General features: G+C 73.3%; 16 protein-coding genes. 8 read left to right on the top strand and 8 right to left on the bottom strand.

Features of this window, described 5'->3' with window-relative positions:
* Positions 1-84: 84 nt before the first annotated feature.
* Positions 85-2,571 carry a beta-glucosidase gene (locus Sspor_RS28670; RefSeq protein WP_202201692.1) on the bottom strand — a complete coding sequence of 829 codons (2,487 nt, stop codon included), beginning with the start codon at positions 2,569-2,571 and terminating at the stop codon, positions 85-87.
* A gap of 111 nt (positions 2,572-2,682) precedes the next feature.
* On the opposite strand from Sspor_RS28670, the gene Sspor_RS28665 reads away from it, so the two are divergent.
* Positions 2,683-3,267 (top strand): TetR/AcrR family transcriptional regulator, encoded by a 585-nt coding sequence (locus tag Sspor_RS28665; protein ID WP_202201691.1) that lies wholly within the window; start codon positions 2,683-2,685, stop codon positions 3,265-3,267.
* Between the two features lie 21 nt (positions 3,268-3,288).
* Here Sspor_RS28665 and Sspor_RS28660 read toward each other — a convergent pair whose 3' ends face one another.
* Entirely contained in the window at positions 3,289-3,612 is a 324-nt protein-coding gene (locus Sspor_RS28660) for a putative quinol monooxygenase (RefSeq protein ID WP_202201690.1), read from the bottom strand.
* 116 nt (positions 3,613-3,728) lie between these two features.
* Here Sspor_RS28660 and Sspor_RS28655 point away from each other — a divergent pair, with 116 nt between their 5' ends.
* The 3 genes from Sspor_RS28655 to Sspor_RS28645 are packed head-to-tail and all read left to right on the top strand — an operon-like array spanning position 3,729 to position 6,088.
* Entirely contained in the window at positions 3,729-4,628 is a 900-nt protein-coding gene (locus Sspor_RS28655; protein WP_308295864.1) for a LysR family transcriptional regulator, read from the top strand.
* Between the two features lie 4 nt (positions 4,629-4,632).
* Positions 4,633-5,352: a carbon-nitrogen hydrolase family protein gene (locus tag Sspor_RS28650; protein WP_202201688.1), complete on the top strand. Its 720-nt coding sequence runs from the start codon at positions 4,633-4,635 to the stop codon at positions 5,350-5,352.
* Between the two features lie 13 nt (positions 5,353-5,365).
* Positions 5,366-6,088: a PaaI family thioesterase gene (locus Sspor_RS28645; RefSeq protein ID WP_202201687.1), complete on the top strand. Its 723-nt coding sequence runs from the start codon at positions 5,366-5,368 to the stop codon at positions 6,086-6,088.
* A 4-nt stretch (positions 6,089-6,092) separates the two neighbouring features.
* Here the strand turns inward: Sspor_RS28645 and Sspor_RS28640 are convergent, their stop codons facing one another.
* On the bottom strand, positions 6,093-6,377 hold the full coding sequence (locus Sspor_RS28640; protein WP_202203917.1) for a winged helix-turn-helix transcriptional regulator: 285 nt from the start codon (positions 6,375-6,377) through the stop codon (positions 6,093-6,095).
* Positions 6,378-6,519: 142 nt separating this feature from the next.
* Between Sspor_RS28640 and Sspor_RS28635 the strand changes: the two genes are divergently transcribed.
* On the top strand, positions 6,520-7,407 hold the full coding sequence (locus Sspor_RS28635; RefSeq protein ID WP_202201686.1) for an NAD(P)-dependent oxidoreductase: 888 nt from the start codon (positions 6,520-6,522) through the stop codon (positions 7,405-7,407).
* A gap of 20 nt (positions 7,408-7,427) precedes the next feature.
* On the opposite strand, the gene Sspor_RS28630 is transcribed toward Sspor_RS28635, so the two are convergent.
* From Sspor_RS28630 to Sspor_RS28620, 3 genes are all read right to left on the bottom strand, one after another.
* Positions 7,428-8,228, bottom strand: coding sequence for an EI24 domain-containing protein (locus tag Sspor_RS28630; protein ID WP_202201685.1), 801 nt, complete (start codon positions 8,226-8,228; stop codon positions 7,428-7,430).
* 65 nt (positions 8,229-8,293) lie between these two features.
* On the bottom strand, positions 8,294-8,716 hold the full coding sequence (locus Sspor_RS28625; protein WP_202201684.1) for an organic hydroperoxide resistance protein: 423 nt from the start codon (positions 8,714-8,716) through the stop codon (positions 8,294-8,296).
* 64 nt (positions 8,717-8,780) lie between these two features.
* Positions 8,781-9,803 carry an NADP-dependent oxidoreductase gene (locus Sspor_RS28620; protein ID WP_202201683.1) on the bottom strand — a complete coding sequence of 341 codons (1,023 nt, stop codon included), beginning with the start codon at positions 9,801-9,803 and terminating at the stop codon, positions 8,781-8,783.
* A 95-nt stretch (positions 9,804-9,898) separates the two neighbouring features.
* Between Sspor_RS28620 and Sspor_RS28615 the strand changes: the two genes are divergently transcribed.
* Together Sspor_RS28615 and Sspor_RS28610 are read left to right on the top strand one after the other, a co-directional pair.
* The gene (locus Sspor_RS28615) at positions 9,899-10,321 is read left to right on the top strand and encodes a MarR family winged helix-turn-helix transcriptional regulator (RefSeq protein WP_202201682.1); all 423 of its coding nucleotides are present in this window, start codon (positions 9,899-9,901) and stop codon (positions 10,319-10,321) included.
* Positions 10,322-10,469: 148 nt separating this feature from the next.
* On the top strand, positions 10,470-11,222 hold the full coding sequence (locus tag Sspor_RS28610; protein WP_202201681.1) for a DUF4328 domain-containing protein: 753 nt from the start codon (positions 10,470-10,472) through the stop codon (positions 11,220-11,222).
* Between the two features lie 174 nt (positions 11,223-11,396).
* Here Sspor_RS28610 and Sspor_RS28605 read toward each other — a convergent pair whose 3' ends face one another.
* Entirely contained in the window at positions 11,397-12,122 is a 726-nt protein-coding gene (locus tag Sspor_RS28605) for an SCO2400 family protein (protein ID WP_202201680.1), read from the bottom strand.
* A 78-nt stretch (positions 12,123-12,200) separates the two neighbouring features.
* On the opposite strand from Sspor_RS28605, the gene Sspor_RS28600 reads away from it, so the two are divergent.
* Entirely contained in the window at positions 12,201-12,776 is a 576-nt protein-coding gene (locus tag Sspor_RS28600; protein WP_202201679.1) for a hypothetical protein, read from the top strand.
* Here the strand turns inward: Sspor_RS28600 and Sspor_RS28595 are convergent.
* On the bottom strand, positions 12,773-13,501 hold the full coding sequence (locus Sspor_RS28595; RefSeq protein ID WP_202201678.1) for an esterase/lipase family protein: 729 nt from the start codon (positions 13,499-13,501) through the stop codon (positions 12,773-12,775). The genes Sspor_RS28600 and Sspor_RS28595 overlap by 4 nt on opposite strands.
* Positions 13,502-13,583 lie beyond the last annotated feature (82 nt).

The following is a 13,583-nucleotide window of genomic DNA, read 5'->3' as shown; positions in this document are numbered from 1 at the left end:
CCGGGCCGCCCGGAGGGTCCGGGGACGGGTGTCAGGTCCCGTCCCCGGACGGTTTTCAGGGGTGATTTCCGGCCATACGGCGTGTCACGCGAGGTCGAGCGTCGCGGTCAGCCGGGTGTCACCGTGCGAGCGGCTCGCGCGGACCTCGTAGGTGCCGCTGATCCGCCGCCAGCCGCGGGCCTCCTCGTCCCAGATCTCGAAGGCCCGGGCGGGCAGGGCGATCTCGGTCGCGACGCTCTCGCCGGGGCCCGCCGCGACGCTCGCGAAGCCGGCCAGCCAGCTCGCCGGGCGCTCCACGGAGCCGTCGGCGGGCGCCAGGTAGACCTGGACGACCTCGCGGCCGGGCCGGGTACCGGTGTTGGTGAGGCGGACCCGGACCGTGTCGGCGGTGACCTCCAGGGAGTCGTACGCCCAGTCGGTGTAGCCGAGTCCGTGCCCGAAGGGGTAGGCGGGGGTCACGGCGTGCTTCTCGTACGCCCGGTAGCCGATGAAGAGCCCCTCGCGGTACTCCAGGCGGCCGTCGGTGGGGACGACCTCGGTGACGGGCGCGTCGGCGAACCGGGCGGGCCAGGTGGTGGGCAGCCGTCCGCCCGGCTCCGCGGTACCGAGGAGTACGTCGGCCAGTGCGGCCCCGCCCTCCTGTCCGGGGAACCAGGTCAGCAGGACGGCGGCCACGTCCTCACGCCAGGGGAGCTCCACCGGGGAGCCCGCGTTGACGACGACCACCGTGTTCGGGTTCACGGCGGCGACGGCGCGCACCAGGTCGTCCTGGCGGCCGGGGAGGGTCAGGTCCCGGCGGTCGAAGCCCTCGGACTCCACGCGCTCGGTGGTGGCGACGACCACGACGGCGGTGTCGGCCTCGCGGGCGGCGGCCACGGCCTCGGCGATCAGCTCGTCGGCGTCGCGCGGCGGCCCGAGGTGGAGCAGCGAGAACATGATCGCCCTGAGCGGCAGGGCGCTCATGTCGGGGACCTGGAAGGTCAGTGACACCTCGACCGGCTCGCCCTCGGCGAGGGTGACGCGGGCGCGTTCGCTGGGGGCGCCGAAGAAGGCCTCGAAGGGGTCGGCCTCGTCGCCCATCTCCTGGACGCCGCTCCACAGCCGCTCGCCGCCCACCGCGAGGGCGAAGGCACCGAGTCCGCGGGTGCCGAAGGCGTGCTCGCCGCTCTCGCGCGGCACGAACGTCCCGCGGACCTCGATGCTCGCCATCGTCTCGTACGTGACGCCCGCGGGCAGGTCGTCGCCGATCCACTGGACCTGGCCGGACGGCAGGCCGGCCTCGCCGAGGACGGTCCCGGAGGCGTCGCGGCAGACGGCGTGGAGCTCGAAGCCCTGGCCGGCGGGGGTGAGCTCGTCGGAGGGGTCGGCACCGATGGCGTAGGTGAGGGCGCCCTCGGGGAGGGCGGCGGCGAGGCCGTCGAGCGGGGAGACGATCCGCTCGGGGAAGACGGTGGCGGAGCCGCCGCCGAGGACGCGGGCGTCACGGGCGGCGGCGCCGGAGAGGGCGACGGTGCCGGCGGCGGCGTCGAGGGGCAGCGCCCCCTCGTTGCGGACCAGGACGAAGCCGCGTGCGGCGAGCTCACGGGCCAGCGCCTGGCCGTCGATCGGGGCCGGGGGCTCCTCGACGGCCGCCGGGGCGCCTTCCAGGACGCCGACGCGGGCGGCGAGGCGCAGTACGTTGCGCACGGCCTCGTCCACGGCGGACTCGGGGACCTCTCCGGCGCGGACGGCCTCGGCGAGGGCGGGGCCGTAGACGGTGGTGGGGCCGGGCATGGCCACGTCCATGCCGCCGAGGATGTCGCCGGTGGTGGAGCGGGCGGCCATCCAGTCGGAGACGTTGCAGCCGTCGAAGCCCCATTCGGCGCGCAGGACCTCGTTCACGAGGTACTGGTGCTCGGTCATCGTCGTGCCGTTGACCTGGTTGTAGGCGGTCATGATGCCCCAGGGGCGGGCATGGGCGACGATGGCCTCGAAGGGGGCCAGGTACAGCTCGCGCAGCGGGCGGGGGGCGATGACGCTGTCGACCGTGAACCGGTCGGTCTCGGCGTCGTTGCCGACGTAGTGCTTGACGGTGGTGCCGACCCCGCCGTCCTGGATGCCGTTCACATAGCCGGATCCGATGGCGCCCGTGAGGTACGGGTCCTCGGAGTAGCACTCGAAGTGCCGGCCGCCGAGCGGGGAGCGGTGCAGGTTGACGGTGGGCGCGAGGAGGACGTGCACGCCCTTGCGGCGGGCCTCCTGGGCGAGGAGCCGGCCGGCACGGCGGGCGAGTTCCGGGTCCCAGGCCGCGGCGAGCGCGGTCGGGGACGGCAGGGCGACGGACGGGTCGTCGGCGGTCCAGCGCACGCCGCGGACCCCGATGGGCCCGTCGGAGAAGACCAGGGACTCCAGCCCGATCGCGGGGACGGCGGGAAGGGACCACATGCCCTGGCCCGCCAGGATCCGGGTCTTGGTGTCGAGGTCCAGTTTGCCCAGCGCCGCCTCGACGGCGTCGTTGCGTATCTGATCGCGGACCTGATCGGCATCGGTCACGGCCGTGCCTCCTCGTTGAGTGCGGTGCGGTGCCCCCATCGTGGACCTGTTACCTGTTGAACGGTAGGGTTCGTAATGTGTTCGTGACATTTAGATGCCGTACGGTCCTGTGGGCAGGGCGCAGCGCGTGAAGGGAAGGGGTGCGGGCCGATGGTCAGGGCGAGGAGCGAGGAGCGCCGCGGGGAGATCGTCCGCGCGGCCGTCGAGGTGATCGCGGAGCGCGGCTACCGGGGCGCGTCCCTGGCCACCGTCGCCGAACGCGTGGGCCTGACCCAGCAGGGGCTGCTGCACTACTTCCCGACCAAGGAGGCCCTGCTCGTCGCGGTGCTGGAGGAACGCGACCGCTGGGACACGGGCGGCGGCTCGCGCTCCGCCGCCGACACCTGGCGCCTGGACCTGCTGGACTCGCTGGTCGAGTACAACGCCATGCGCCCCGGCATCGTGCAGACCTTCTCCGCGCTGCTGGGCGAGAGCGTCACCGACGGACACCCGGCCCGGGAATTCTTCACCGAGCGCTACGCCCAGGTCCGCTCGGAGATGGCGGCGGTGCTGCGCGCCGAGTTCGGTGACCGCCTCCCGTCCGGCCTCACCCCGGAGCAGGTGGCCCCGCTGCTGACGGCGGTCATGGACGGCCTCCAGTACCAGTGGCTGCTGGCCCCCGAATCGGTGGACATGCCCGCCGCCTTCCGCTCCTTCCTGACCCTGCTGCGGGGCCCGGACGGCACCCGGGGGTAGGCCGTCGCTCCCGGAGGCGGCTCAGTCGATCCGGAGCTCGCCCATCCGGCTCCAGCCGTTCGCACCCTCGATGGTGGTGCTGACGATCTCGGGCGTACGGGTCACCATCGGCCGCATGGTCTCCAGCGCGGCGCGGAAGTGCTCCGAGGTGACGTGCGCCTCGGCGGCGTCGTCCTGGAAGGCCTCGACCAGGACGTAGGTGTCCGGCTCCTCCAGGCTGCGCGACCACTCGAACCAGAGGTTCCCGGGTTCGGCGCGGGTGGCGCGGGTGAAGGGCGCGACCTTGTCGGGCCACGCGTCGACGTATTCGGGCTTGACGGGGAATTTCACCACAATGAAGATCACACAGGCAGTTTAGGCAGATTGATCCACCGTGACGGGCTCAACTGCCCGTGCCCGGCCCGGTCATGACACCGGACACGGCCCCGCCATGCGAGCGGCGAATGTCTAACATGGCCCGCATGCCCTCTTCGCACAGCCTGTACGAGGTCTTCCTGCGCGTGGCCCGCCTGGGCTCCCTCACCGCCGCCGCCCGGTCCCTGGGCTACACCCAGTCCGCGGTCTCCCGGCAGGTCCAGACCCTGGAGGACGAGTGGGGGACCCCGCTCTTCGACCGGCTGCCCCGCGGGGTCCGGCTGACCGAGGCCGGCCGCGTCCTGCTCCCGCACGCCGAGGCCGTCGGCGAGCGGCTGCGCACGGCCCGCGCCGAACTCGACGCGCTGCGCACCCTCGGCGCCGGGCGGCTGCGGATCGGCGCCTTCTCCACCGCCGACGCCGCCCTGCTGCCCCGCACGCTGGCAGCCTTCCGGGCCCGCCACCCCGCCGTGGCCGTCAGCCGCACCGAGGGCCCCTCCGCCAAGCACCTGGCCCTGCTCGCCGCCGGGGACCTCGACCTCGCCGTCGTCGCCTGCACCTCCGCGGAGCCGCCCGGCGGCTGCACCCCGCACCACCTGCTGGACGAGCGGATGTACGTGGCCCTGCCGGGCGGCCACCGGCTCGCGGGGCGTGCCGGTGTACGGCTGGCCGAGCTGGCCGACGAGGAGTGGATCGCGGCCGACACCCGGCCCGAGGAGACCCTGATGCACTCCGCGCTCGCCGGCGGCTTCCGCCCGCGCACCGGTTTCGTCGCCGCCGACTGGATCGCCAAGCAGGGCTTCGTCGCGGCCGGGCTCGGCGTCACCCTGGTCCCGGCCCTCGCCGCCTCCTCGGCGCGGGCCGACCTCGCGCTCGTCCCCCTGCACCCGGACGACACCCCGCGCCGCCGGATCTACGCCGCCACCCCGCGCGGGATCACCCCCTCCCCCGCCGCCCTCGTCTTCCTGGCCCTGCTCCAGGAGGTCGCCGCCGGGCTGGCATCCTGACCTGGTGAAGATCGCCGCAGCCCAGCTGACCTGCACGCCCGCCGACGTCCGCGCCAATGTCGCGCGGGCCGCGGACCTCGCCGCCGAGGCCCGCGCGCAGGGGGCCGCGCTGGTGGTGTTCCCCGAGCTCGCGCTCACCGGCTACGAGCTCGCCGCGCTGGCCGCCGACCCGGGCCTGTGGACGGCCGCCGACGACCCCCGGCTGGATCCGCTGCGCTCCGCGGGGATCGCCACCGCGGTGAACGTGGCCCTGCCCACCGGCGGCCCGCGGCCCGCCCTCGCGACGCTGGTCCACGACGCGGACGGCGCGCACGTGACGACGTACGCGAAGCAGCACCTGTACCGGCACGAGCAGGAGGTCTTCGAGCGCGGCGAGGCCGACGGGCGCTTCGAACTCGGCGGAATCCGCTTCTCCCTGGGCATCTGCTTCGACAACCACTTCCCCGAACTGCCCGGCCGGGGCGCCGCCGACGGCTGCCGGGTCCATCTGGCGAGCTCCCTGTACGGGACGGGGGACGGGATCCGTGAGCGCGCCACCGTGCACCCGGGGATCGCGCGGGAGCACGGCCTGTACGTGGTCCTCGCCAACCACGTCGGCCGGGCCGGCGCGTGGACCGGCTGCGGCCGCTCGGCCGTGTGGGCCCCGGGCGGTGCCCTGCTGGCCGAGGCGGACGACCGTACGCCCTCGGTGGTGACGGCCTCCGTCGCCACGGGCCGGGTGTGATGAGGTGGGCGCCATGAGCGACTTCGAGACGATCACGGTGCCGGAACACCTCCACGGCTATCCGGGGGTGGCCTTCGGCGGCTACGTGGCGGGCGTACTCGCCTCCCGCGCCGCCGCCGCGGACGTACGGGTGGACTTCCGGCGGCCCGTGCCGACCGGGGCGCCGGTGCGGCTCGCCGCGACCGTGGACGGCGGCTGCGAGCTGACGGACGGCGAGCTGCTGCTGGCCGTGGCGACCCCGGTCGGGTCCCCCGGCGCGGACATCCCCGAAGCCCCCTCCTGGGACCGGGCCGTGGCGGCCGCCGAGGCCTTCCGGGCGGACCCGCCGGACGGTCAGCCCGACTGCTTCGGCTGCGGCCTGGACCGGACGCCCGCCACCGGGCTGCGCCTGCACTGCGGTGCCGTGCCGGGCCGCGAGCTGGTCGCCTCGGCCTGGACCCCCGCCCCCGGACTGGGCGGTGCGGACGGGCTGCTGCCGCCCGAGCTGGTGTGGGGCGCGCTGGACTGCCCCGGGAACGCGGCCGGGCGGCTGCTCGACGGCCGCGGGGCCGGTGCGGTCACCGCCGCGCTCGGTGCCCGGCTGCTGCGGCCGGTTCCGGTGGGCAAGGGGCTGATCTCCTACGCCTGGATGCGGTCGAGCTCGGGCCGCAAGTACACCGTGGGCACGGCCGTGGCCACCGCCGACGGCGAACTGTGCGCCGTCGCCGAGGCGCTGTGGGTGCAGCCGCGCACGTAGGCGCTCACGCGGTGTCGGCCAGCAGGTGCTTGCCGCCCCACGCCCCCAGAGGCTTCAGGGCCGTGTTCAGGTCCTGGCCCAGCGGGGTCAGGGAGTACTCGACGCGCGGCGGGACCTCCTCGTACACCTCGCGGTGCACGATGCCGTCCGTCTCCAGCTCGCGCAGCTGGGCGGCGAGCACCTTCTCGGAGACACCCGGGACGAGCCTGCGCAGTTCACCGAACCGGTGGGGCCGCTGATCCAGCACCCACAGGAGCGACACCTTCCACTTCCCGTCGATCACGGACATCGCCGCGGAGATCCCGCAGTGTTCCGCACCAGGCCTTCGTGCCACCGCACACCCCTCCCCACCTGCTCGCTCACCTCGGGGTAACCACCCACTCCGAAGTGCGTACTTGAGCGCTCCACCGCCCGCCACCAGGCTAATCGTCATGACCGACACCACGCCGCACCATTCCCTCACCCTCCTCGGCCTCGGCGACATGGGCACCGCCCTCGCCCGCACCTGGCTCGCCGCCGGACACTCCCTGACCGTCTGGAACCGCACCGCCGCCAAGGCCGGGGCCCTGGCCTCCGAAGGGGCGTCCGTCGCGGCGACCGCGGCCGACGCGGTCGCCGCGAGCCCGCTGGTCGTGGTCTGCCTGCTGGACGACGCCAGCGTCGGCGCCGCCCTCGACGGCATCGACCTGACCGGCAAGGACCTCGTCAACCTCACCACCGGCACGCCCGGCGAGGCGCGCGCCCGCGCCGCCTGGGCCGAGGCGCGCGGCGCCCGCTACCTGGACGGCGGGATCATGGCCACGCCGACGATGATCGGCGTCCCCGAGGCAGGCGGGTACGTCTTCCACAGCGGCTCCCGCGCGCTCTTCGAAGCCCACCGGGCCGTCCTGGAGGTGCCGGCCGGGGCCCGCTTCGTCGGTGAGGACCCCGGGCACGCGGCCCTGCACGACGTGGCGCTGCTCAGCGCGATGTGGGGGATGTTCGCCGGTATCTCGCACGCCTACGCACTGATCGCGGACGAGGACATCGCCCCGAAGGACCTGGCTCCGCTGCTGTCCGAGTGGCTCGGCGCGATGGGCTTCTTCGCCGGCAACGCCGCCGAGCGGCTGACCTCGGGGGACTTCACCTCCGGAGTGGTGTCCAGCCTGGCCATGCAGGTCGTGGGCAGCGGCACCATGCTGCGGACCACCGAGGAGCAGGGCGTCAGCACCGAGCTGGTCTCCCCGTACGTGGACCTGCTGCGCCGGCGGCTCGCCGCGGACCCGGCCGCGCACGGCGGGGAGGACACGACGGGGGCCGTCCTGCTGCTGAAGCGGTAGGCGGCCCGAACCGAGACGGCCTAGGAGTACGCGGGCGGCGGCGGTCCGAAACCCGCGGGGGTGGTTTCGGCGGCCGGGGCCTCGTCGGTCCGTACGAGGTCGCGGGCCATCAGCGTGGCCCCGGCGACCGCGCCGGGCATCAGGAACACCGCGACCAGCGGCACCAGGAACGCCAGCACCAGCGGCACCCCGAAGCCCAGTACCAGCAGCCGGCGCGAGCGCATCAGCTCCAGCCGGTCGGGCAGCTCCACCTTGCGCCGCTGCAGGGCCACGGCGGTCAGCTCCTGGGTCAGGAAGTAACCGGAGACGCAGAAGCCGAGCACCGGGACCACCGTCTGCCCGATCACCGGGAGGAAACCGAGGGCGAAGAGCACGATCCCGTACAGCAGCACGCGCGCGAGCACCTTGACGCTGTCCCGGGCCGAGATCCACAGCTCCAGCCAGAGCGGGAGCCCCGACTGCGGCACCTCGCCGCCCTCGCTGCGGTCGACCTGCTCCGAGAGGGACTCGTAGAACGGCTGGCCGATCAGCAGGGTCACGGCCGTGAAGGTGATCACCGCGAGGAAGAGTCCGAGGCCGAAGAACAGGGCGGTCAGGAAGCCGCGGAAGAGCGAGAGCCAGGGCGCGGACCAGTCGTCGGCGAAGGGCGTGGCCCAGGCGGTCAGGTCGTCGGCCCCGTACCCGAGCCCGATCAGGGCGCCGGCGTAGAGGACGAGCGCGACGAGCCCGGGCAGCAGCCCGAAGCCCAGCCACCGGCCGTGGCGGAACACCCATCGCTGTCCGGCCAGCAGATACCGGAAGCCCCCCGCAAGATCACGCATGGGGCCAGTTTACGGCGAAGGCCGCACCCCGGTCGGGGTGCGGCCTTCGCGCTGCGAGCGCCGGATCAGACGGCGAGCTCGACGGTGATGTTGCCGCGGGTGGCCTTGGAGTACGGGCAGACCTCGTGGGCCTTCTCGATGAGGTCCTTGGCGGTGGCGGCGTCCACGTTCGGGATCACGGCGGAGATCTTGACGATCAGGCCGAAGCCGTCGTCGTTCTTGCCGATGCCGACCTCGGCGGTGACCGTGGAGCCGGAGATGTCGGCGTTCACGTTCTTCGCGACGACGCCCAGGGCGCCCTGGAAGCAGGCGCTGTAGCCGGCGGCGAACAGCTGCTCCGGGTTGGTGCCGGCGCCGCTGCCACCGAGCTCCTTCGGCGGGTTCACGACGACGTCGAGCTGACCGTCGTTGGTGGCGACGCGGCCGTCGCGGCCGTTCTCGGCGGTGGCGACAGCGGTGTAGGCGACGTCGGACTGCTGGATGGACATAAAGGAAAATCCTCCTGGTAATCGCCGTGAGTCGCGCCCACGATCACGACGGTGTGCAGTGAGCCTAACCGGTGAAAGAAACGATCATCTTTCCGGTGTTCTCGCCGCGCAGCATGCCGAGGAAGGCGGAGGTGGCGTTCTCGACGCCCTCGACGACCGTCTCGTCGTACCGCAGCTCGCCGGAACGCAGCCATCCGGCGACGTCCTGGACGAACTGCTGCTGCAGTCCGTTGTGGTCGTTGACGAGGATGCCCTGCAGGCGCAGGCGCTTGCCGATGACCTGCATCAGGTTGCGCGGACCGGGGGCGGCCTCGGTGTCGTTGTAGCCGGCGATCGCGCCGCACAGGGTGGCCCGGCCGTTCACCTTCATCGAGGAGATGGCGGCCTCCAGGTGGTCACCGCCGACGTTGTCGAAGTAGACGTCGATGCCCTCGGGGGCGGCGGCCGGCAGCTGCTCGGCGACGGGACCGTTCTTGTAGTTGAAGGCGGCGTCGAAACCGTACTTCTCCGTGAGCAGCGTCACCTTCTCGTCCGAGCCGGCGGAGCCGATCACCCGGGACGCGCCCTTGATCTTGGCGAACTGGCCGACGAGGCTGCCGACGGCACCGGCGGCGCCGGAGACGAAGACGGAGTCGCCCTCCTTGAAGGAGGCGACCTCGAAGAGTCCGGCGTAGGCCGTCAGGCCCGGCATGCCGAGGACGCCGAGGTAGGCGGAGAGCGGGGCGAGCGAGGCGTCCACCTTGACGGCGTGGGCGGCCTCGAGGTCCGCGTACTCGCGCCAGCCGAAGGGGTGCAGGACGTGCTCGCCGACGGCGAAGCCCTCGGCGGAGGAGGCGACGATCTCGCCGACCGCGCCGCCCTGCATCGGCTCGTCGAGCTGGAAGGGCGGGATGTAGGACTTGGCGTCGTTCATCCGGCCGCGCATGTAGGGGTCGACGGACATGTACAGGTTGCGCACGAGGATCCGGCCGGCGGCGGGCTCGGCGGACACGGGCACCTCGCGCAGGGCGAAGTCCTCGGCGACGGGCCAGCCCTGCGGGCGACGGACGAGGTGCCACTCGCGGCTGACGGCGGGGATCTGAGACATGCGGCGCTCCTGGTCAGAACGAAATTGCTTCACTGGGTGAAACAACCATGCGCCTAGATATTTCATGTTGTCAAGTAAATGGGTACGCTGGTTCCATGCCCAGTCGTCGCATAGACCCAGTGACCATCGAAGTCGTCGAACTCATCGGCGACGTCGTGGCCCGCTATCACATGGAGTACGAGCACGCGGCCGCCAGTCACCAGCTCACCGGCGCCCAGGCCAAGGTGCTCAACATGCTCGCCCTGGAGCCCATGCCGATGCGGCGCATCGCGCTGAAGCTGCGGTGCGAGCCCTCGAACGTGACCGGCATCGTCGACCGGCTGGAGACCCGCGGCCTGGTCGAGCGCCGCCCCGACCCGGCCGACCGCCGGGTGAAGCTGGCCGCCCCCACGGAGGAGGGCACGCGGACCGCGGAGCGGCTGCGCGAGTCGCTGGACTTCGCCCGCGAGCCACTGGCCGGACTGTCCGCCCAGGAGCGGACGGTCCTGCGGGACCTGCTCAAGCGCATGCTGGCCTGACGGCGCCACGCGGGCCACCACCGGCCGGAAGAATCTTCTGGACGCGGGCCCGGGAACGGCATAGGTTCAGCCGACCGCGCGCCGGGCCCTGCAACGGGCTGACCGGCGGCTTTGCCATGTCATACATTCCCGTGGGGGGTACACCGTCATGTCCTTCAACGCGCCCGGAACACCGCCGCCACCGCAGTACGGCGACGTCCTGAGATCGCCCCAGGGCCTCGCGACCGCGCTGACCGTGCTCCTGTGCGTGGCGGGCGGGATCAACCTGCTCTCGGCCGGGACCAACGCCTTCACCCTGTCGCTGATGAACGACCTCGACGCGGACCCCGCCCGGGTCTCCAGCTCCATGACCGACCTGTCGGACATCCTGACCGGCCTCGCGGGGATCTTCCAGCTGCTGGCGTACCTCGCCACCGCCGTCGTCTTCCTCGTGTGGTTCCACCGTGTGCGCGTCAACGGCGAGATCTTCGCGGCCACCGCCTTCAGCCTGGGCCGCGGCTGGGCCGTCGGCTGGTGGTTCATCCCGGTCGCCCACCTGTTCATGCCGTTCGTCACCGCACGGCAGATCTGGCGGGCCAGCACCCAGCTGAAGCCCGACGGCTCCCCCGTCCGGGTCTCCGCCGCGCCCCTCACGGCCTGGTGGGCGGTCTGGATCGTCGCATCGATCGCCGGCCGCATCAGCGGCATGGTCTACATGCGCGCCGAGACCCCGGGTGAGCGGGGGGCCGCCGCCGCCCTCGGCATCGGCTCCGACCTGCTCATGGTCGCCGCGGCCGTACTCGCCGTCCTCTTCGTCCGCAGGCTGACGGACCTGCAGAACACCATGGCCGCGCAGGGCCCGTACGCGCCCGTACAGGCCGCGTACGAGGGGGCCCCGGCCGCGGCTCAGACGCTCCGCTAGGCCGCGTCCGCACAGGAGCGCCGGCCGCCCGAAGGGCGGGCCACGCGGCGTCCGGCGCCGTGCATCGCACGGCGGAGGGCCGTCCGTGTACTGGACGTACTCGGACGTGCCCGACAACGCAGCGAGGTGCGGTGCCAGGCGTCGCGTGGCAGGCGGGACTTTGCGGACACGGCCTTAGAACCAGCCGCAGAAGATCCAGCAGTTCTTGGTCGGCGAGGGGGTCGGGGTCGGCGACGCCGGAGGCGGGGGCGGGGGTGCCTGCGTGCCCGCGGTGGCGCTCTGCGACGGCTTGCCCGACGCACTCGCCTGTACGGACGGCCCCGGGCCGGGGGTGCGGGAGGCCGGGCCCGATGTCGCGGGCGCGGGGGCGGACGAGGTCGGACCCGGCTGCGCGGCGCTCCCGGAAGGCGCCGCGGCCCCGGCCGTCTTCGTCCCCCCGGCGGCGGCCTTCGCCGTGGCCTTCCCGGACCCCGTGGGCGCGCCGGCCGTCGGAGCGTCGGGCAGCGGGGCGGGCTGCTGCGGGCCGTCGTCGGTCAGCACCACGTTCTCGGCCCGGTCCGTGCGCTCCCCGTCGGTGGCCATGCGGGCCACCGCCATCGAGCCCCCGACCGCGAGCAGCAGGCCGAGCGAGAGCGACAGCACGGTCCTGCGGCGGCGCCGGTGCGCGACCCGGCGGCGGGCACCGGCACGCCGCTCGTTCGGTGAGGACAGCACGACGAGCGAGTCGGCGAAGACCTCGGCCAGTGCGGGCGTGGGCCCGGAGTACGGAGCCTCGGCAGCGGGCACGGCGGCCGGCGGGGCGGTGGCCGTGGCGGGTATCAGGTACTCGGCGGGGGTTCCGCATCCGGCGCACGCCAGTGCGCCGTTGAGGTGCCTCCGGCATGCGTGGCAGTAGTTCATGGCGCCCGCAGGCTACGTGGTCTGCGGCAACATCCGGATCCCGAGAACGTAAGGATCCTGTGTGGAATCGTTTCCGCCATGACATCTTTCGGGCCGACCGGATTCCAGTTGGTGCTCTTGCGGCGGATGGCCGACTTCCGGCCGGACCTCGCCGACGAGGCCCGCCGCAGGCTGGGCGCCTCGCTCGCGGATCAGCGGGAGGCGAACAAGCGCTGGCAGGCGATGGTCCGCTCCCCCCGCTCCCGCGGGTCCCTGGCCCGGTACCGCTCGGTGCTCGGCCCGCCGGAGTCCGCCGAGCGCCGCACGATCGGCGATCTGGAGTGCGAGGCCCTGCTGTGGGCGCTGCCGCTCTGGCCGGACCTGCGCTTCGAGGTGCTGGCCGCGCCGGACGGGGCCGTGTGGAACGAGTGGCTGGTACGGGCCCCGGGCGCGCGGGAGCCCGTACTGGAGTCGCCGGACGATCTGCGGCCCTGGTCGGCGACGGTGGACGAGGTGGCGCGGGCCTTCGCCCCGGTCCGCCCGATGGAGGGCACCGCACCGACCCGCTGGCGCCTGGCCTTCGCCGCGCGGGGGCGGCCGTGCGTGGCGGAGTTCACCTACGGGCTGCTCCAGCGCCACTCCCTGGAGGCGACGCCCCCGGAGGGCGCCTGCTAGGAGGCGAGGAAGGCGCGGACCCCGGCCGAGGTGCCGTCGTCGCCGAGCAGGTCGTTGTGCTGCAGACAGCCGACCGGCGTGTTGGCGGCTCCGGTCAGCGGGACGCTGTCGTCCGGGTTGACGATCTCGTCGCAGTGGGACCAGAAGGTCGCGTACCTCACCGCGCCCGGGGTCTCGTCCCCGCTGTTCAGGTTCTTCACCACGTACGAGCCGGGGGTCATGTCCCGGCACGCCTGGTCCCACAGCGCGCAGGCCCAGGCGGTGGAGGTGCCGCGATTGGGGCCGGCGAGCGAGACCCAGTGGTCCACCGTGGCCGCGCCGCCCCCGAACTTCACGTACCAGCGGCTGACCAGCGAGCCGAAGGAGTGTGCCACGACGTCGACCCTGGCGGCGCCGGTGTCGCGGCGGACCTGGTCGACGTAGGCGCCGAGCCGCCCGGCGAGGACCTCGTTGACGGACTGGTGGGTGTCGTAGCCGAAGGAGAAGAGCTCCGCGTCGGTGTACCCGTCGGCGCGCAGGTCCGCGCGCAGGGCTCCCCAGACGCCCGGGTCGGCGTTGTAGCCGTGCACGAAGACCACCGGATTGCGGGGAGCGGCCTGAGCGCGGCCGGCGGCATGGGCCGGGGCGGGGGCGGACAGCGTCAGGCAGAGCGCCAGGAGTGCAAGGAGCGCCGGGAGTGCTGGGAGTGCCGAAAGTGGCTGCGATCTCTGCCGGGCCGTCAGCATCGGGTCCCCTTTACCTTGTTACGCATGAGTAGCGCGTGCGGTGCGGGCATGGTGCTGCCTGTCGGTACAGAAATCCACCCCC

This window comes from Streptomyces spororaveus (genome assembly GCF_016755875.1).
Lineage (GTDB): Bacteria > Actinomycetota > Actinomycetes > Streptomycetales > Streptomycetaceae > Streptomyces > Streptomyces spororaveus.
This window is presented reverse-complemented; position numbering and strand designations above follow the sequence as displayed.